Origin of the sequence: Bradyrhizobium sp. AUGA SZCCT0222 (assembly GCF_018130205.1) — a bacterium.
In the GTDB taxonomy this organism is placed as follows: Bacteria; Pseudomonadota; Alphaproteobacteria; order Rhizobiales; family Xanthobacteraceae; genus Bradyrhizobium.
On sequence record NZ_JAFCLX010000001.1, the window covers coordinates 276047 to 295401 of the forward strand.

Consider the following 19355-nt stretch of genomic DNA (forward strand, 5'->3'; position numbering starts at 1 on the left):
TAGGCAGCTTCCCGCCCAACCCAGCTAGGCCGCGTGCGGCACGGCTCCGAACCGCGACACCACGATGTCGTGTTTGGTCTCGTCGACCCGCACCGTCATGTCGAACCGCTCGCCGTGAAGCTCCTTGGTAAGCACTTCGGCGTTGCGATGCAGCCAGCTGATGCCGGCGCCATCGGAGGCGTCGATCGATAGATCGAGCGTCATCCGGAAGGCGGCGAGCCGATCCTCGATCGCGGTCAGCAGCGTCTCGATCCCCTCGCCGGTTTCGGCGGACACCAGGAAGCACGGCCGCTCTTCTGGTCGGCGCGCGGCGATGTTGCGCAGGTTGTCACGCTCCTCGGGATCGAAGCGATCGATCTTGTTCCAGACTTCGAGGATGCGCGCGCCTGCGTCCGGGTCGATCCCGAGCTGACGCAGCACCGCGTCGACGTCGCGCTCCTGCGCTTCGGCGTCTTCATGCGAGATGTCGCGGACGTGCAGGATGATGTCCGCTTCCAGCACCTCTTCCAGCGTGGCGCGAAACGCGGCCACCAGTTGCGTCGGCAAATTGGAAATGAATCCGACCGTGTCCGACAGCATCGCCTTGCCGCCATGCGGCAGGGTCAGCGCGCGCAATGTAGGATCCAATGTAGCAAAGAGCATGTCTGCAGCCTGGACGTCGGCGCGCGTCAGGCGGTTGAACAGCGTCGATTTGCCGGCGTTGGTGTAGCCGACCAGCGCGACCACACGATACGGCACCCGCTGCCGGCCGGCACGATGCAGTCGCCGCGTCGCCTGCACCTTCTTGATTTCGTTCTCAAGCCGCGTGATGCGGTCGCCGATCAGGCGACGGTCGGCCTCGATCTGGGTCTCGCCGGGGCCGCCCATGAAGCCGAAGCCGCCGCGCTGGCGCTCCAGATGGGTCCATGATCGCACCAGCCGGCTGCGCTGATAATTCAGATGCGCGAGCTCGACCTGCAGCGAGCCTTCCTTGGTCTTGGCACGACGGCCGAAGATTTCCAGGATCAGCCCGGTACGGTCGAGCACCTTGGTGTCCCAGGCCTTCTCGAGATTGCGCTGCTGGATCGGCGACAACGCGCAATCCATCACCACGAGTTCGATGTCATGGCCTTTGATGAGGCCGAGGATCTCCTCGACCTTGCCCTTGCCGAGATAGGTCGCGGGCCTGATCTGGCTGATCGGAGCGATCAGGGAATCGGCGACCGTCAGGTCGATGGCACGCGCCAGACCTGCGGCCTCCTCCAGCCGCGCCTCGGAATCGCGCACAGCCTCGTTCGCCTGCGCATCGGCATCGCCGCGGCGCATACGCAAATAAGGACCGATGACGATCACCCGTCCGGTCTGTCTGCCCCCCGCCGACCGCGGACGGTCGGCGCCCCCTTCACGATTGAGGGGTTCCAATCAGGTCACTCTCAAGCCGGAGCATCCTCACCGCCTTCGAACAACTGGATCGGCGCGCCCGGCATGATGGTCGAGATCGCGTGCTTGTATACAAGCTGCGAGTGACCGTCGCGCCGAAGCAGCAGGCAGAAATTGTCGAACCAGGTGACAATCCCCTGCAGCTTTACTCCGTTGACCAGAAAGATCGTTAGTGGCGTTTTGGTTTTGCGAACGTGATTTAGGAAGGTGTCTTGTAGGTTTTGTGCGCGGTCTGCCGCCATTGTTTTTGTCCCGCCGTCTTGTGCTTCTTTTTGTTAACCGGTTGTTGCTCTCTCACGGAGCCTGCCCCGGTTGCCGGCTTCCCCTGAGATCCCCCTCCGGTCGGCTCGGCAGTTCGATTAGAGGGTACGCGCGGTTTTTAGGCAAGCCAGTTCGCGCGTCACCCACGCGGAACCTAGTGACCATTCTCCGTAGAACTCCGGAAAGAGATGAATATTCTCAAGCAACTGCATGGATCGGTGGCGCAGATTCGCTTGCGGCCGATGTCCGGCTCGCACGCGAATAAGCGATGCAAATACCTCTTCGCGCAACAAGCGCTCAACCAACTCCGAGCGCTTTGAGCTTGCGATGCAGGGCCGAGCGCTCCATGCCGACGAATTCCGCTGTGCGAGAGATGTTGCCCGAGAACCGGCTGATCTGGGCAATCAGATAATCGCGCTCGAACACTTCGCGCGCTTCGCGCAGCGGCAAGCCCATGATGTGCTCGCCATTGTTGCTGGTCGGCATGGCCGGCACCATCGAACCGACGTCCTGCGGCAGCATGTCGGCGGTGACGATCGCTTCCGGCCCGCCGCCGGCCAGAATCATCACCCGCTCGACGTTGTTGCGGAGCTGGCGGACGTTGCCGGGCCAGACATGCGACTGCAGTACCGCCATCGCATCCTGGCCAATTTGGCGTTTCGGCAAGCCGGTCGCGATCGAAATCTGATCCATGAAGTAGTCGATCAGTTCGGGAATATCTTCGCGGCGTTCCGACAGCGGGGGCACCCGGATCGGCACCACCGATAGCCGGTGATAAAGGTCCTCGCGGAATCGCCCTTCGGCGATCTCCTCTTCCAGATTGCGCGCGGTCGAGGAGACGATGCGGACGTCGACATGGACCTTGGCGGTGCCGCCCGAACGCTGGAAGGTCTGATCGACCAGCACGCGCAGGATCTTGTTCTGGGTTTCGCGCGGCATGTCGGCGATTTCGTCGATGAACAGCGTGCCGCCATGAGCCTCTTCGAGCGCGCCGGCCTTGCGCGCCTGTTCGCCATTGGTCTGCTCGACCCCGAACATTTCGACTTCCATCCGCTCCGGCGTGATCGCCGCTGCGTTGATGACGACGAACGGCCCTTCGGCGCGGCTCGAGGCTTGATGCAACGTCCGCGCCGCCAGCTCCTTGCCTGAACCAGGAGGGCCGACGATCAGGATGCGGCTGTTGGCCTTGGCGGCCCGGTCGACGGTCTGGCGCAGCTGGTTCATGCAGGCCGAGCGCCCGGTCAGAACGCTAGCAGCCGGAGCCAGTTGCTTGAGTTCTTTTACCTCGCGCTTGAGGCGCGAGGTTTCCAGCGCCCGCGTCGCCACCAGGATCAGGCGGTCCGATTTGAAGGGCTTTTCGATGAAGTCATAGGCGCCGCGCTTGATGGCGGCGACCGCGGTCTCGATGTTGCCGTGCCCGGAGATCATCACCACGGGCACGTCGGCGTGATCCTTCTTGATTTGCTCGAGCAATTGCAGGCCGTCGAGCTTGGAGCCCTGCAGCCAGATGTCGAGAAACACCAGATGGGGGCGGCGGTTGGCGATCTCGGCAAGCGCCGAATCGCTGTCACGCGCGGTCCGGGTGCTGAAACCCTCGTCGTCCAGAATGCCCGCAACAAGGTCCCGGATATCTGCTTCGTCGTCGACAATCAGAATGTCACTGGCCATGGGTTACACCTGTCTTGTCAGTTGCCTGTTGCGGCTTTGATTTTTGGTTCATCATTAGTCGCGTTTGCCGCCTCATTGGTTTCGGAAGCCGGCGCTTTTGTTTCGTCGCCCTGCTCTTTTACGGCCGCAGCCGGTTCTTTCGATTCGGCCTTCGGCGCCTGGCCGGAGACGGCAAAGCGCAACCGCATCCAGGCCCCGCGCTGCCCCGGCCGGAAGTCAGAGGCATCCTTGAGCTCGATGCGGCCGCCATGGTCTTCCAGCACCCGCCCGACGATCGCGAGCCCAAGCCCGGTGCCCTTCTGCCGCGTCGTCACGTAAGGCTCTAGCAGGCGCGAACGCGCGGTCTTCGGCAGGCCGATACCGTTGTCTATCACGTCGATCACGATGTCGTCGTTCTCTTGCGCGGCGACGACATCGATACGACCCTTGCCAAGCTCGTCCGGCGGAACCTGCTCGATTGCTTCGGTCGCGTTCTTGATGATGTTGGTCAAAGCCTGCGAAATCAGCCGGCGGTCGAACTGCGCCCGGATCGGGTCTTGCTTGATTTCGGTCTCGATATCGAGGTCGGGATGCCCGACCTTCATCAGGAATACCGCCTGCCGTACGGTATCGGCGACGTCCTCGCCTTCCATTACCGGCTTCGGCATCCGCGCAAAGCGGGAGAACTCGTCGACCATCCGCCTGATATCGTCGACCTGCCGCACGATGGTGTCGGTGCACTGCTCGAAGATACCCTTGTCCTCGATAATGACCTTGCCGAACTTGCGGCGGATACGCTCGGCCGAAAGCTGGATCGGCGTCAACGGGTTCTTGATTTCGTGGGCGATGCGGCGCGCCACGTCGCCCCAGGCCGAGGTGCGCTGCGCGGAAACCAGATCCGTGATGTCGTCGAGCGTGATGATGTAACTGTCGCGCGATTGCCCGGTCTGTTCGGCGCTGACGCGGACCGACAGATTGCTCTCATGGCCATCGCGGGTGATGGTGATCTGGCCCTGCACCAGCTTCTGCGTACCCTCGCGCGCGGTCTTCATCATGTCGTCGAGTTCGGGCAGCACATCCGACAACGGATGATCGAGCGTTTCTGATTCCACATGACCGATGAGTTTTTCCGCCGAACGGTTCAGGATACCGACGCTGCCGGAGGCATCGACGCCGATGATGCCCGCGCTGGCCGAGGACAGCACCGCTTCGATGAAACGGCGGCGGCTGTCGATCAGGTCGCTGGCGCTGACCAGTTCGTCGCGCTGGGTGCGCAGTTCCTGGGTCATCTTGTTGAAGGTCTCGCCCAATTGGGCCAGATCGCCTTCCGATTTATGGACGGGTACCTGGACATGCAGATCGCCGGTGGAGACGATGTTGGCGGCGCTCATCAAATTACGGATCGGCGCCACCAGCCAGTTGGCAAAGTTCAACCCGATCAGCACTGACGCCATCAGGATCGTAAGCGCGATCACTGCGAACATCAGCGCGAAGGCGACCTGAATGCCGAGCCGGCGTGCTTCGATCTGGGCATATTCGGCGACGCTGGCCTGGGTCTGCCGCAACTGGCCAACCACCCGTGGATCGAGCAGGCGCGCGACGTAGAGAAAGGTATCGTCGAAGGCCCGCAGGCGGACCACCGCTGCGACGTAATTCTCTTCCGGGAAAACCGAAATCTCGGGTTTGTCCTCGCCGACATTGTCGAGCAATTCCCTTGGCGGCGTCGCAAAGGCTTGCCTGATGCCGGTTTGCGCAGACACCACGACGTTGCCTTCCTTGTCGAGCAGCATGGTGCCCGGCAAGTTGCGCTTGGAGGCACTCGCCGTCAGCAATTCCAGAAACGTACGCCGGTCCTGGACGAACAACGGCCACGCGTTGGCGATATCATTGGCCATGCCCAGGATGTCGCCATTGATGAGCTGCGCGTGCTCGTACGTGTAGGCCCGCGCGATGATCAGCGAATTCTGGATCACCTCCCGCGTCGGGCCCGAAAATAGCCGGTCGAGGCCGCGATCGATGGTGACGTTGGCCACGATCGCCACCAGCACCGCCGGCAGCACGGCAATCACCGAGAACAGACCCACGATCTGGACGTGCAGCCTTGCCGCCGCCTTGCCACGGCGCCGCGCCTGCACCACCAGCCAGACTTCGCGGATGATGATGGCAACCAGCAGCAGGATGGTCGCGGCATTGATCAACAGGAAGGAGTAGACGACGTTGCGCGAAGGTTCGATCGGCGTCAGGCCGCTGAGCACGACAAAGGTCAGGAACGCCGACAGCAGCGCGATCCCGACCGCAAACGGCGCCACCCATTTCCGCAGGATTCCTCCTGGGGATTGGGCAAGCGACGGGTCAAATGTAGGCGCCGAGGTCTCTGCGGTGGTCATTCCGGCAATCGGTGATTTGAAAGGCTTTGTGTCCGCCTGCCGCGGACTGATGCATTCATATCACAATGTTGCCAAATTGCGACAATTCCGCGGCGCACCCCGCCGCGAAAGCGTTCGATACCAGGATTTCGACGAGATCTAACCGGCTAGCCCCCGCTGCGGTAGACCTGAATATCCAGATCCCTGATCTTCTTCCGCAACGTATTGCGGTTGAGGCCGAGCAAATCGGCGGCGCGGATTTGGTTGCCCCGTGTCGCCGCGAGCGCCGCCGTGAGCAGCGGCACCTCGATTTCCTTGAGGATGCGATGGTAGAGGCCCGGCGGCGGGACGCCGTTCGGGAAGCCCGAGAAGTGCGACGACAGGTAGGCCTCGACCGCGCCGCCGAGATTCTCGACACCGAGCGGCGCATTGCCCCCCGACGCCACGGCCGGCGGCGCCAACTCGCCGTCGATCACGGAGCCCGTGATGACGTCCTGCGGATAGAGCGCTGCGAGCCGGCGTGCGAGATTTTCAAGCTCGCGCACGTTGCCGGGCCAGCGGTGCTGCTTGAGCCGCTCCAGCGCCAGCGTATCCAGCTTCTTGGGCGGCAGCCCGTCTTTCTCGGCGAGCGAAAAGAAATGCCGGATCAGGTCGGGCAGATCCTCGATGCGCTCGCGCAGCGGCGGCAGCCGGAGCGGCACCACGTTGAGACGGAAAAACAGGTCTTCCCGGAACAGGCCCTGCTGAATCAGGATGCGCAAATCCTTGTTGCTCGCCGCCACGATCCGCACGTCGGTCTTGATCGGGGTGCGCCCGCCCACCGTTGTGTATTCGCCCTGCTGCAGTACCCGCAGCAACCTGGTCTGCGCTTCCATCGGCATGTCGCCGATCTCGTCGAGAAACAGCGTACCGCCCTCGGCCTGTTCGAACCGGCCCGAGGCCCGCGTATTGGCGCCGGTGAACGCGCCGCGTTCATGGCCGAACAGTTCGGACTCGATCAGATCGCGCGGGATTGCCGCCATATTGACCGCCACGAAGGGGCCGTTGCGCCGCTTGCCGTAGTCATGCAGCGCGCGAGCGACCAACTCCTTACCGGTGCCGGATTCACCGGAGATCATCACCGTGAGGTCGGTTTGCATCAGACGCGCCAGCACGCGGTAGATTTCCTGCATTGCCGGCGAGCGGCCGACCAGCGGGATAGAGTCGAATTCGCCTTCGTCGGCAGAACTCGCCACGCGCTCCTTCGGCTCAGCCAAGGCGCGCCCGACGATGGTGATCAGCTCCTTCAGGTCGAACGGCTTCGGCAGATATTCATAGGCGCCACGCTCCGAGGCCCGGATCGCCGTCATGAAGGTGTTCTGCGCGCTCATGACGATGACGGGAAGGTTCGGCCGCATCTTCTTGATCCGCGGCAGCAGGTCGAACGCATTCTCGTCGGGCATCACGACGTCGGTGATGACGAGGTCGCCCTCGCCCTGGCTCACCCATCGCCACAGCGTCGCCGCGTTTCCGGTCAGGCGCACCTCGTATCCGGCGCGCGAGAGAGCCTGGTTTAGAACTGTGCGGATGGCGGTGTCGTCATCAGCGACAAGTATACTACCTGCGGGCATCATTATTCCTCATCTTGCGGCCTGTGAGGCAGGCGACGGCGTACCCGAAACGTCATCGCGATTGCTTTGGTCGAATTGTTTGGTGGAGCTGAACATCGGCAGCAGCACGCGGAACGTCGTCCTCCGCGGCTGGGATTCGCATTCGATGATACCGCCGTGATCGCCGACGATTTTTGCGACGAGCGCGAGACCGAGCCCGCTGCCGGTTTGCTTGGTGGTCACGAACGGATCGAACAGGTTCGGCAACAGGTCTTCCGGCACGCCGGAGCCGTTGTCCTTGACGCAGAATTCAAGCGGCAGCGATACCCGCGACTTCTTGCCCGGTACCGACAGCCGTACCCCCGGGCGGAACGCGGTGGTGAGCTGGATTTCGGCGTCGCTGCCGAGATCGGCGACCGCTTCGGCGGCGTTCTTCACCAGATTGAGGAAGACCTGAATGAGCTGGTCCTGATTGGCCAGCACCGGCGGCAGCGAGGGATCGTATTCCTCGACGAAGCGGACGTTGCGGGCAAAGCCCGATTGCGCCAGTCGTTTGACGTGGTCGAGCACGGAATGAATATTGACGGGACCGCGCGCCACCGGCCGGTCGTCGCCGAACACTTCCATACGGTCGACCAGCGTGACGATGCGGTCGGCCTCGTCGCAGATCAGGCGCGTCAGCATCCGGTCTTCGGACGAGGCCGCCTGCTCGAGCAATTGCGCGGCGCCGCGAATGCCGGACAGCGGGTTCTTGATTTCATGCGCCAGCATCGCCGCCAGCGCGATCACCGAACGCGCCGCGCTCCGATGCGTCAATTGCCGGTCCATCTTGTCGGCGATGGTGCGCTCCTGCAGCATCACGACGATGTGGCCCGGCCGCTCCGTCAGCGGCGCGACGTGGAGATCGACCTGGCGGTCGCCGCCGATCCTGGGCGTGCCGAGATCGACCTTGTATTCGTTGACCGGCGAGCCGCTCGATCGCACCTGATCGATCAGCGCCAGCAGCGGACTGCCGAATGGCACCAGTTCTTTCAGCGACTGCCGTTGCAGGAACTGGGTCGATATCTCGAAGAAGGATTCAGCGGCGATGTTGGCATCGACAATGCGGCCGTCAGGCGCGATCAGCAGTACCGGATTCGGCAGTGCATTGAGGATCGCCTCGGCCTCGGAGGGCATTCGCCGGCGTTGTTCTGCGGCCGAATTCATGCTGCAGCACTCCATGCAAAATCGTCGTAGGCGTCCTGGAGCGATCGATGTACCCGGTGCGGATCCTCCGACGTCAGTATCTTTTGCCGCCAGCTCTTGAGTTTCTCCGCCGGCGCGCGGCTGCATTCGGCAGCGATCTCGAGCGCCCAGCCGAGATGCTTGCGCGCGTGCTTGAGGCCGATACGCAAACCGTAGAGACGGCAGACTTCGTCATAGAGCGCGCGGATGTGGGCGAGCTGTTCGGCCAGCGAGGGCGCGGCTTCGGGCTTTCCGGTTTGCAACTGGCGTCCGATCTGGCCGGGCAGCCAGGGCTGTCCCTGCGCGCCGCGGCCGATCATCACGGCATCGGCGTCAGACATTTCGAGCGCGCTCACCGCCTTCTCGAACGACGTGATGTCGCCATTGACGACGAGCGGAACCGAGACCGCGTCCTTGACCGCGCGCACTGCGCTCCAGTCCGCTTCGCCTTTGTAGAACTGGCAGCGCGTGCGGCCGTGCACCGTGATCATCTGCACGCCGGCAGCTTCCGCGCGGCGCGCGAGTTCGGGGGCGTTGAGCGAGCCGTGGTCCCAGCCGAGGCGCATCTTCAGCGTCACCGGAACCTTGACGGCAGCGATCGTCGCCTCGATCAGTTTGAGCGCATGGTCGAGATCGCGCATCAGCGCCGAGCCGGACTGGCCGCCGGTCACGTGCCGCGCCGGGCAACCCATATTGATATCGATGATGTCGGCACCACCAGCCTCGGCAATCCTGGCCCCTTCCGCCATCCAGTGGGTTTGACAGCCTGCAAGCTGAACCACGTGCGGGCCGATCCCGGTCGCCTCGCAGCGCAACACCGACATCGGCCGGCCATGCACGAGATCGTCGCTGGCGGTCATCTCTGACACGACGAGTCCCGCCCCAAGAGTGGCGGCAAGGCGTCGAAAGGGGGCATCGGTAACGCCGGACATCGGCGCCAGGAGAACCCGGTTGGCGACCGAAATATCGCCTATCTTCAACGTCTTAGGGCGTGGGTCGTCCAGGCCGGTCACGGTGTTCTCATTGGTGTGGCAGCAGCGGCATTGCTACTGTCGGCGCATATTGTGAGCACAAATCTTGTGCAGTCAAGCTTCATGCCTACACTTTAGACAGTTCTATCATTTGTGCAAGTGCACTGCAACAAAAACTGCTTTTCCCACAGCTATTGGGAAACGCTCTGTTTTTACGCATTCGGCATGGTAAGGGCTGTGCGCCGCAGGGGCCCGATCCCCTCTCCTCAACCCGATCCGTCCGTAACTAGAGTCAAATGCCGAAACCTGAGCGTACAGCAGCCATCCTCGTCGCAGCCGGGCGCGGACTTCGCGCCGGCGCGGGAGGGCCCAAACAATACCGTACGATCGGCGGGCAGACCGTGATCTTCCGCGCGATGGAAGCGTTTTGCCGCCACCCCGACGTCTTCGCCGTGCAACCGGTTGTGAATCCCGACGACGCAGCGGTCTTCAATGAGGCCGTCGCGGGTTTGCGCCATCAGCCACCCACCAATGGCGGCGCGACGCGCCAGGCGTCGGTGCATGCCGGGCTCGAGGCGCTGGCCAGCGAGAAGCCCGACATCGTTCTGATCCATGACGCGGCGCGGCCATTCGTGACGCCTGCGGTGATTTCGCGCGCGATCGACGCCGCCGGCCGCACCGGCGCCGCCGTGCCGGCGATCGCCGTCACCGATACGATCAAACAGGTCGGTGAGGCCGGCGATGTCGAGGCCACGCCGGACCGCGCGCGGCTGCGCATCGCCCAGACGCCGCAGGCGTTTCGTTTCGACGTGATCCTCGAAGCGCATCGCCGCGCCGCCCGCGAGGGCCGCAGCGATTTCACCGATGATGCCGCGCTCGCCGAATGGGCGGGATTGACGGTGGCGACCTTTGAAGGCGATCCTGCGAACATGAAGCTCACGACCCCTGAAGATTTTGTCCGCGAGGAAGCCCGCCTCGGCGCCATGCTCGGCGACATCAGGACCGGCACCGGCTACGACGTGCACGCCTTCGGCGACGGCGATCATCTGATGATCTGCGGCGTCCGTGTGCCGCACGTCAGAGGCTTTCTCGCCCATTCCGACGGCGACGTCGGCCTGCACGCCATGGTCGATGCCATCCTCGGCGCGCTGGCGGACGGCGATATCGGTTCGCACTTCCCACCCAGCGATCCGCAGTGGAAAGGCGCCGCTTCCGACAAGTTCCTCAAATATGCGGTCGATCGCGTCACCGCCCGCGGCGGCCGCATCGCCAATCTCGAGGTCACCTTGATCTGTGAGCGGCCCAAGATCGGACCGCTGCGCGATGTCATGCGCGCGCGCATCGCCGAGATCACCGGGCTCGACATCTCTCGCGTCGCCGTCAAGGCGACCACCAGCGAACGGCTCGGCTTTACCGGCCGCGAGGAAGGCATCGCCGCGACCGCGAGCGCCACCATCCGTCTCCCCTGGAGCGAATAGCATGAGCGGCAGCGACGCCCGCGCCCTCTCCCGCTCGCTGCTCGATCTATGCCGGATGCGCAAGCTGACGATTGCGACCGCGGAATCCTGCACCGGCGGCCTGGTCGCCGGCGCGCTCACGGATATTCCCGGTTCCTCCGACGTCATCGACCGCGGCTTTGTCACATACTCCAACGATGCCAAGCGCGCGATGCTCGGCGTCAAGGTAACGACGCTGGCGACCTTCGGCGCCGTCAGCAAGGAAACCGCGACCGCGATGGCGGTCGGCGCGCTGGAGAAGGCCGGCGTCGACCTCGCCGTCTCCATCACCGGCATTGCCGGTCCCGGTGGTGCCACCCCCGGCAAGCCGGTTGGGCTCGTGCATTTCGCGGTCGCCTCGCGCGACGGCCGCATCCTGCACCGCGAACATCGCTTTGGCGCCATCGGCCGCACCAGCGTGCGCCAGCGTTCGGTGGTCGAGGCGCTGCGCATGCTGATGGAACTCGCGCGCGGACCGCAGGCATCCGTCAAACCGCGCCGCGAGGCCGTGAGCCGGCTCCGCCCGCGTGTCGCGCGATCGACCCGGGGCAGCGCCGTCAAGCGACGACGGCCGCCGAGATCCTAGCGATCTGCCTCATCACTTCGCCGCGGCCAACGCCTTGGCGCGGGTTTCGCTGAGCGAAGCCGCCGGCGTCAGCGCCTCCGGGCTGATCGTGAGTTCGATGATCGCGGGCAAGCGCGAAGCCACCGCCTCGTCGAAGGCCTTTGCAAAATCTTCGGTACGGTCGACCCGGGCGCCGAAGCCGCCAAAGGCACGCGCGAGCGCGGCGAAATCCGGGTTCGCCAGATTGGTGCCGGAAATCCGGCCGGGATAGTGCCGCTCCTGATGCATGCGGATGGTTCCGTACATGCCGTTGTTGCAGACGATCACGATGAGGGGCAGCCGGTTTTCGACCGCGGTCATGAACTCGTTCCCGGTCATCTGGAAGCAGCCGTCGCCGGCGAATGCGATCACCGGCCGGTTCGGATGCAGATGCTTGGCCGCAACCGCCGCCGGCAAGCCGTATCCCATTGAACCGGATGTCGGCGCGAGCTCGGTCCGGAACTGGCGGTAGCGCCAGAAGCGATGAACCCAGACGGCGTAATTGCCGGCGCCGTTGCAGATGATCGTATCCTCCGGCAGACGCTCGCTGAGATCGCGCACGATCCGCGAAAGCTGAACATCGCCGGGCGAACGGGTCGGCTCGGCAAAGGCGAGATAATCGGCATGCGCCGCCTTGAGTTCGTCGCCGCGCGGCTGATGCTTCGGTTTCAGTCGGCTGATCGCGGCCGCGAACGCCGCGCTCCCGGAAATGATGCCCAGTTTCGGCGCATAGACGCGGCCGATTTCCTCGGGATCCGGATAGATGTGAACCAGCGGCTGTTTCGGCTGCGGAATGTCGAACAGGCTGTAGCCCGATGTCGTGATTTCCCCGAGCCGGGTGCCGAGCGCGATGATCAGATCGCTGTCACGAATCCGTTCGGCGAATTTCGGGGAGATGCCGATGCCGACATGACCGGCGTACGCAGCGTGCAGATTGTCGAAATAATCCTGGCACCGGAATGAAGCGCTGACGGGCACCTCATGCGCGGTCGCGAAGGTTTCGAGGTCGCGGCGCGCTTTATCGCTCCATCCGCCGCCGCCCACGATCAACAACGGCTTGCGTGCCGCGGCCAGCAACTCCTCGAACTGTTGCAGGCTTTCCGCGCCGGGCGCGACGGTTTGCGGCTTGTAAGGCTGCGCATCCGGAACGTCAGCCTCGTCGGTCAGCATGTCCTCGGGCAGCGCCAGCACGACCGGCCCGGGACGGCCGGAGGTCGCCGTGTAAAACGCCCGCGAGATGAATTCCGGAATTCTGCGCGCGTCGTCGATCTGGGCGACCCATTTGGTCATCGGCCCGAACATCTGCCGGTAGTCGATTTCCTGGAACGCCTCGCGCTCCATCATGTCGCGTCCGACCTGGCCGAGCAGCAGGATCATCGGCGTCGAATCCTGAAACGCGACATGAACGCCCGCGGAGGCGTTGGTGGCGCCGGGGCCGCGCGTCGCAAAGGCGATGCCGGGCTTTCCGGTGAGCTTGCCATAGGCGTCCGCCATCATGGCCGCGCCGCCCTCATGCCGGGAATTGACGAAGCGGACCCGCTGGTTCTGGTACATGCCATCCAGCGCGGCCAGGAAACTTTCCCCGGGCACGCCGAACACGGTGTCGGCGCCGTGCAGGGCCAGTTGATCGATCAGAATATGCCCACCGCTTCGCATGGGTGCCTTGATGTCCATCACATGGTCCTTCCGTTCCGCAGAGCCTTTTCCGTTCCGATAAGATCGGAACGGGGCTCTAGTTTTTTGTTTGACGCGTTTTCTTCACGCGAACCGGTATCCACTTCGCTTGAAAACGCTCTGAAGCGTTTAGCATTCATTTGTCTTGATTTCGATCGTGCGGCCGGACGCGGGCCTCGACGCCGGTGACGGCCTCGTAAGCCTTGATCACGGCGGTGCAGGATTCGCCGTCATGACCGAGCAAGGCGGCCTGCCGGTAGGTCTGGTGCACGGCATCCGCCATGAACCCCGGCAATCCGGCGTCTTCCAGCCAGCGCGCGTAATAGCGCACGTCCTTGCGGGCGTTCGCCAACGACATCAGCGGGGTAAAGTCGCCGTCGAGCGTCGCCTGGCCATAGAGGTCGAGCATGCCGCTCTTGCCGCCGGCGGCCGAGATGATGGTGATCAGTTGCTTGAGATCGAGGCCGTCCTTCGCCGCCAGCGCAAACCCCTCGCACCACGCCGCAACGTTGGCAAAGGCGATGTAGTTGTGGATCAGCTTGAGGCGGATGGCGTGGCCGAGCGGGCCGATGTGGAAGATGTTCTCCGCATAGCGTTCGAAATAGGGCCTGAGCTCCGCGAGCAAGTCGCCGTCACCGCCGTAAAGGACGTTGACCTTGCCGATGTCGGCATGCTTCGGGGTTCGTGTCATCGGCGCCTCGGCATACCGCCCGCCGGCTGCACGCACCAGTCGATCGAGTTTATCGACCATTTGCGGGCTGCCCGTGGTGTGATCGACGATCACAAGCCCCGGCGCCGGGTGGGCGAGCAACCCGTCGGTCCCCGTCAGCAGCGCCTCGACGTCCTCGGCCGCATTGACGCAAATCATGATGATGCGGCATTCGCCAATGTCGCGAAGACCGCCCGCCGCCGTCGCTCCCTGGGATTTGGCAATGGCGACCGCCTCAGGGTTCAGGTCGTAGGCCGTGACGGCCACGCCCTTGGCGAGGAGGTTCTTGACCAGCCCGCGCCCCATTCCGCCCAGACCGATGAAGCCAACGCGTTCCAATGCCGTCATGTCACGCCCGCTTTCCATAAACCACATCCGCCCGCTTTTCGAACGCCGCGGCAAAGCGCTGGAACGCGGTGTCGAACATCGTGCCCATCAGCATCGCCAGCATCCGGCTCTTGAATTCGTAGGACAAGAAGAAGCCGACATCGCAATCGGTTTCGGATTTGGGTTCGAAACTCCAGCGGTTTTCCAGATTGCTGAACGGGCCCTTCAGATACTCCACCATGATCTTCAGATTGCGACGGTCCAGCGTCACCCGGCTGGTGAAGGATTCCCGAACGAGCTTGAACGACACCGTCATGTCGGCGACCACGATCTCGGTGCCGTCAGGCTGCGCCGTGCGCTGACGGATTTTCAGCGAATGGCATAACGGCACGAATTCCGGATAGCGCTCGACGTCGGCGACCAGATCGAACATCTGCTGGGCGGTGTGATGCGCCCGCCGCTTGCTTGAAAAGCGCGGCATCAGTGCACGCCCTCCGCGCCTTCCCGCCGTCCAAAACTCGCCAGATACCGGTGCGCCTCTGCCCTGTCGGTAAAGCAGATCAGGAATTGATCAGCTCGAAGCCCCTCTAGATATTGCAGCAATTTCGGCCTTTGCTCCCGTCGATATGTCCAGACGTAGCGCAAGAACTCGACGTTGATCCGTTCCGGACAGCCCTCCGCCATCTCTGGCCGCACGCGTCCATAGCTCGTAGCGATCCTGCTCATGAGGCCGGCCATGCAGCTTCGCGTTGGCAGGTCAAACCAGATGACGGCATCGGCAACGCTGCGCCTGATATCACCGGCCCACCAGATATAATCGCCGTCGATGATCCAGCGAGGCAGGCGCACCGCCTCGGCGACGCGTGTTTCAAACTCGGTGGCGTCCGACGGCTTCCAGCCCGGCTTCCAATAGAGCGCATCCAGCGACACGACCGGGATGCCGGTGATTTGAGATAGCCGACGCGCAAACGTCGACTTGCCCGATCCGGGCGAGCCCATGACAAGAATTCGATCCATAACACCACGCCCGGAATCAGCGGGATCGCGCCGCGCGCGCCGCCTGCAGCTTGGCGAAATCATCGCCGGCATGATGCGAGGAGCGGGTCAGCGGGCTCGCCGACACCATCAGGAAGCCCTTGGTGTAGGCGACCTTCTCGTAGCCGGCGAACTCGTCCGGGGTCACGTAGCGCATCACCGCGTGGTGCTTGCGGGTCGGCTGCAGATATTGCCCGATGGTGAGGAAGTCGACGTCCGCCGAGCGCAGATCGTCCATCACCTGCAGCACCTCGTGGCGTTCCTCGCCGAGGCCCACCATGATGCCGGACTTGGTGAAGATGGTCGGATCGATTTCCTTGACCCGCTGCAACAGCCGGATCGAATGGAAATAGCGCGCGCCCGGCCGCACCGTGAGATAGCGCGACGGCACGGTTTCCAGATTGTGGTTGAACACGTCGGGTTTTGCGGCCGCAACGATCTCCAGCGCGCCTTCCTTGCGCAGGAAATCCGGCGTCAGGATCTCGATGGTCGTGGTCGGGCAGCGGGCGCGGATAGCGCGGATGGTTTGCGCAAAATGCTCGGCGCCGCCATCGGCGAGATCGTCGCGATCGACTGACGTCACGACGATATGGGCGAGCCCGAGCTTGAAGGTGGCCTCCGCGACATGTTCCGGCTCGGCCGCATCGAGCGCCCCGGGCATCCCGGTCTTGACGTTGCAGAACGCGCAGGCCCGGGTGCAGGTGTCCCCCATGATCATGAATGTGGCGTGCTTCTTGTCCCAGCACTCGCCGATGTTCGGACAGCCGGCCTCCTCGCACACCGTGACGAGACCATTCTCTTTGACGATCTTGCGGGTATCGGCGTAGCCGCGGGTGTTCGGCGCGCGCACCCGGATCCAGTCCGGCTTCGGCGGCGACAGCGCATCCGGCCGGTTCACCTTTTCGGGGTGGCGCGGGCGCACTTGGTTGGATGAGACGGTATCGACGAGAACGACCATGTTAAGTCCGAAAATGTCCGAAAACTCTTGGAAACCTTAGCTAATCCGTGTCGCGCTGCGCCGCAACCTCGCCGAACCTAGCAGAAACATGCAACATGTTGGGAGCATTCCTCCTGTTCCCGCTGATTCCCACCTCAAAATGATTCAAAAGCCCCAACCGGCCGAAACAAAGGCCCCTCGCCTCGGCAAAGCCCTGAAACGCGAGTTTTTTGCCCGCAGCGTGCACGAGGTCGCGCCCGACCTGATCGGCGCCACGCTGCTGCTCGACGGCGTCGGCGGCATCATTGTCGAGGTCGAGGCCTATCATCACACCGATCCGGCCGCGCATTCCTACCGTGGCCCGACGCCGCGGAACCTCGTGATGTTCGGCCCGCCCGGTTTTTCCTACGTCTATCGCTCCTACGGCATTCACTGGTGCGTCAATTTCGTCTGCGAGAAGGAAGGCTCGGCCAGCGCGGTTCTGATCCGCGCGCTGCAGCCGACCCACGGCATTCCCGCGATGCGCCGCCGCCGCGGATTGCATGACGAGCGCGCGCTGTGCTCGGGGCCCGGCAAACTCTGCGAAGCGCTGGGCATCACGATCAAGCAGAGCGAACTGCCGCTGGATGTGCCGCCGATCGCGCTGCATGCGCGGGTTGGCGACGCAGAAATCGTCACCGGCATTCGCATCGGCATCACCAAGGCGGTGGATTTTCCATGGCGGTACGGGCTGAAGGGCTCGCGGTTTTTGAGCAAGGCGTTTTGAGGAAGCGTGCTCCGCTCTAGCGTCGTCCCGGCGAACTCAGATGCGCAATTGCGCATTGGGGGACCCATACTCCGAAAGCGGTTGTTGTTGGAGCAGGTCGCTAACGCCAGCATTCCTACCGATGGGCCGCGGCGTATGGGTCCCCTAAGTTCACAAACGAAGTGCAACACTTCCAACTGGAGGTGTTGCCATGGGGCGGAGTTACGAGCAGCTTTCCCTTGAAGACCGATGCGCGATTGCCCAGCTTTCTGCCAACGGCAGCTCGATCCGGCAAATCGCGGCAGCTCTGGATCGCGCGCCATCAACGATCTCTCGGGAACTAAAGCGGAATGGTGGGGCGCAGGTGGGGTACAAACCCAGCTACGCCCAGCTGCAGGCCAAGGCGCGGCGCTGGAAGGGCTCTCGTCTGGAACGCGATGAGAGCTTGCGAGCAGCCGTCATTGAGCGGCTCGCAAGCGGCTGGTCACCCGAGCAGATCGCCGGCCGGCTCAGGCGCGAGCGGGGTCGCCAGGTAATCTCTTATGAGAGCATCTACCGTTTCGTTTATGCCCAGCTTGCCCGCACCAAGGACTATAGCTGGCGGCGCTGTCTGCCACGCGGCAAGAGCAAGCGCGGCTGCCGCGGCCGGAAGGGTGGAGGCTCGCAAAACTTCATTGAAGGCCGTGTTTCCTTGGCCGAACGCCCCGTCCAGGCTTCCGACCGTGCCACCTGCGGACACTGGGAGGCCGATCTGATGATGTTCGCCAAATACGGTCAGGCGATCCTGACCGTGCACGAACGCAAGTCGCGCCTGCTGCTTGCCGTCCGATTGACCAACAAGGTGGCCGACGGCGTGGCCCGGCATCTCCTCAAGCTGTTCGGCAGCCTCCCGCAACCGCTTCGCCAGACCGTCACCTTCGACAACGGTACCGAGTTCGCACGCCATCATCGGCTGCACAGCCTGGCGATCGACACCTTCTTCTGTGATCCTTACGCGCCCTGGCAAAAGGGCGGCATTGAGAACGCCATCGGACGAATGCGTCGCTTCATACCCCGCAAAACCGATCTCGCAACGCTCTCAACCCGCCGCTTCCACCAGTTCATGGCCATCTACAACAACACCCCGCGCAAATGCCTTGACTACAGGACCCCTGCGGAGTCCTTTGCCCAAGTGTTGCACTTCGAGTGTGAATCCACCTCCCGGCCTTCGCCGGGACGACGGCGGTGTTTGTCATTGCACCATCATCCAAACGCGACTTCGCATTCTCGCGACGCATTGCGCCCGAGCTTTGCCAGGAATTCCTCACCCTCTCCAATGAGAGGGCGCAGGGAAGACCGGGTGCGCGCTGCACCCGCGGTCTCGTGTGCGAATTGTGCTAAGTAGGCTGCACACGAGCATACAGGGCAGCGGAGAACACCCAGCCTTCCCTGCGCAATGGCTTTACGGCTTATGACGCGCTCTCCCCGGTGAGACGGCCTCTATTGCCACCGTCGCCCCTCGGAAGCGTTAGCTCCCGCAGGACTTAACGCCGTTACGGGCGCCAGGACCACACGCTTTCGCCGTACGCTTCAGCCGCGACCGTCAATCGCAACTGTTACGTCCATCGCAACCCGCCCCTCGTCGTGACGACGGCCGACGCCCCTCTGAGTGGGACGGGATAACGCAAACTCGTAGAGATGATTTGCCCGACGGCGAAAGCGAAATATTTTTTATTTCGGGGCTTGACACGATTTCCGTAAATCAGAAGTGATTTGCCCGTCGTGTCAGTTTGTCGCGGCGGTATCCCGCTCTCACACCGCATGATGGCACACCGCCTCGATGCGATTGCCGTCGGGGTCGCGCAGGAAAGCCGCATAGTAGGACGCGTGATAGTCGCGCAGTCCCGGCGGTCCGTCGTCGGTGCCGCCGGCGGCGATGCCGGCGTCCCAGAAGGCGTCGACCTGGGTCTGCCATCGCGCCTTGAAGCACCAGTGGCGGCCAAAAGCGTCGTCCGGTTTCGGGCCCTTGCGGATGGTGAGATAAACCCGGTCCGGATAGGCCGGGCGTGCCCGCTCGCCATAGCCGAGCCAGTCGTCGCGCCGGCCGACCTTGACGATTCCGAGCGCTTTCATGACCGCGTCGTAGAACCGCTCGGCGGCGGCGATGTCGGAGACTGTGATGGAGACGTGGTCCAGCATGGAAGTTGGCTCTGCGCTACTCGTTGTCCGTCATCCTGAGGTGCGCGCTCTGGCGCGCCTCGAAGGACGACGGCCCCGCCTGTGGCCGCACATCCTTCGAGGCTCGCCCAGCGGTGCAAGTGCACCGCAGGGCTCGCACCTCAGGATGACGGAACTAGCGTCAGGTATACCCT

The 19355-nt window shown here is 63.5% G+C and carries 16 protein-coding genes and 1 pseudogene; 4 read left to right on the forward strand and 13 right to left on the reverse strand.

Annotated features, from left to right (window positions below; translation table 11 throughout):
• Positions 1-24 precede the first annotated feature (24 nt).
• The 7 genes from hflX to dusB all read right to left on the reverse strand — a co-directional run bounded on the left by hflX (position 25) and on the right by dusB (position 9486).
• Positions 25-1401, reverse strand: coding sequence for a GTPase HflX (gene hflX / locus JQ629_RS01215; protein ID WP_212031420.1), 1377 nt, complete (start codon positions 1399-1401; stop codon positions 25-27).
• 11 nt (positions 1402-1412) lie between these two features.
• Positions 1413-1661: an RNA chaperone Hfq gene (gene hfq, locus JQ629_RS01220; protein WP_006020546.1), complete on the reverse strand. Its 249-nt coding sequence runs from the start codon at positions 1659-1661 to the stop codon at positions 1413-1415.
• A gap of 316 nt (positions 1662-1977) precedes the next feature.
• Entirely contained in the window at positions 1978-3348 is a 1371-nt protein-coding gene (gene ntrX / locus JQ629_RS01225) for a nitrogen assimilation response regulator NtrX (RefSeq protein ID WP_212410572.1), read from the reverse strand.
• A gap of 17 nt (positions 3349-3365) precedes the next feature.
• Entirely contained in the window at positions 3366-5714 is a 2349-nt protein-coding gene (locus JQ629_RS01230; protein WP_212410573.1) for a sensor histidine kinase NtrY-like, read from the reverse strand.
• Between the two features lie 146 nt (positions 5715-5860).
• Positions 5861-7303, reverse strand: coding sequence for a nitrogen regulation protein NR(I) (ntrC, locus tag JQ629_RS01235; RefSeq protein WP_192735943.1), 1443 nt, complete (start codon positions 7301-7303; stop codon positions 5861-5863).
• A 9-nt stretch (positions 7304-7312) separates the two neighbouring features.
• Positions 7313-8488: a two-component system sensor histidine kinase NtrB gene (locus tag JQ629_RS01240; protein WP_212410575.1), complete on the reverse strand. Its 1176-nt coding sequence runs from the start codon at positions 8486-8488 to the stop codon at positions 7313-7315.
• Positions 8485-9486, reverse strand: a complete 1002-nt coding sequence (dusB, locus tag JQ629_RS01245; protein WP_212410645.1) for a tRNA dihydrouridine synthase DusB — start codon at positions 9484-9486, stop codon at positions 8485-8487. The genes JQ629_RS01240 and dusB overlap by 4 nt, the downstream gene beginning before the upstream one ends.
• A gap of 287 nt (positions 9487-9773) precedes the next feature.
• On the opposite strand from dusB, the gene JQ629_RS01250 reads away from it, so the two are divergent.
• Both JQ629_RS01250 and JQ629_RS01255 read left to right on the forward strand, forming a co-directional pair.
• The gene (locus JQ629_RS01250) at positions 9774-10955 is read left to right on the forward strand and encodes a bifunctional 2-C-methyl-D-erythritol 4-phosphate cytidylyltransferase/2-C-methyl-D-erythritol 2,4-cyclodiphosphate synthase (RefSeq protein WP_212410577.1); all 1182 of its coding nucleotides are present in this window, start codon (positions 9774-9776) and stop codon (positions 10953-10955) included.
• Between the two features lies 1 nt (position 10956).
• The gene (locus JQ629_RS01255; protein ID WP_212031415.1) at positions 10957-11559 is read left to right on the forward strand and encodes a CinA family protein; all 603 of its coding nucleotides are present in this window, start codon (positions 10957-10959) and stop codon (positions 11557-11559) included.
• 12 nt (positions 11560-11571) lie between these two features.
• Here the strand turns inward: JQ629_RS01255 and JQ629_RS01260 are convergent, their stop codons facing one another.
• The 5 genes from JQ629_RS01260 to lipA form a co-directional block, all read right to left on the reverse strand.
• Entirely contained in the window at positions 11572-13251 is a 1680-nt protein-coding gene (locus tag JQ629_RS01260) for a thiamine pyrophosphate-binding protein (RefSeq protein WP_212410578.1), read from the reverse strand.
• Positions 13252-13387: 136 nt separating this feature from the next.
• Positions 13388-14308 carry an NAD(P)-dependent oxidoreductase gene (locus JQ629_RS01265; RefSeq protein ID WP_212410580.1) on the reverse strand — a complete coding sequence of 307 codons (921 nt, stop codon included), beginning with the start codon at positions 14306-14308 and terminating at the stop codon, positions 13388-13390.
• Between the two features lies 1 nt (position 14309).
• The gene (locus JQ629_RS01270) at positions 14310-14768 is read right to left on the reverse strand and encodes a type II toxin-antitoxin system RatA family toxin (RefSeq protein WP_212410582.1); all 459 of its coding nucleotides are present in this window, start codon (positions 14766-14768) and stop codon (positions 14310-14312) included.
• Positions 14768-15286 (reverse strand): P-loop NTPase family protein, encoded by a 519-nt coding sequence (locus JQ629_RS01275; RefSeq protein WP_249134741.1) that lies wholly within the window; start codon positions 15284-15286, stop codon positions 14768-14770. The genes JQ629_RS01270 and JQ629_RS01275 overlap by 1 nt, the downstream gene beginning before the upstream one ends.
• A 34-nt stretch (positions 15287-15320) precedes the next feature.
• Positions 15321-16280 (reverse strand): lipoyl synthase, encoded by a 960-nt coding sequence (lipA, locus tag JQ629_RS01280; RefSeq protein ID WP_212389226.1) that lies wholly within the window; start codon positions 16278-16280, stop codon positions 15321-15323.
• A gap of 139 nt (positions 16281-16419) precedes the next feature.
• Between lipA and JQ629_RS01285 the strand changes: the two genes are divergently transcribed.
• Positions 16420-17025, forward strand: a complete 606-nt coding sequence (locus JQ629_RS01285; RefSeq protein ID WP_212410584.1) for a DNA-3-methyladenine glycosylase — start codon at positions 16420-16422, stop codon at positions 17023-17025.
• Positions 17026-17215: 190 nt separating this feature from the next.
• A pseudogene (locus tag JQ629_RS01290) lies at positions 17216-18202 on the forward strand (IS30 family transposase); the annotation flags it as partial.
• A gap of 593 nt (positions 18203-18795) precedes the next feature.
• Here the strand turns inward: JQ629_RS01290 and JQ629_RS01295 are convergent.
• Positions 18796-19182, reverse strand: coding sequence for a VOC family protein (locus tag JQ629_RS01295; protein WP_212410586.1), 387 nt, complete (start codon positions 19180-19182; stop codon positions 18796-18798).
• Between the last annotated feature and the right edge of the window lie 173 nt (positions 19183-19355).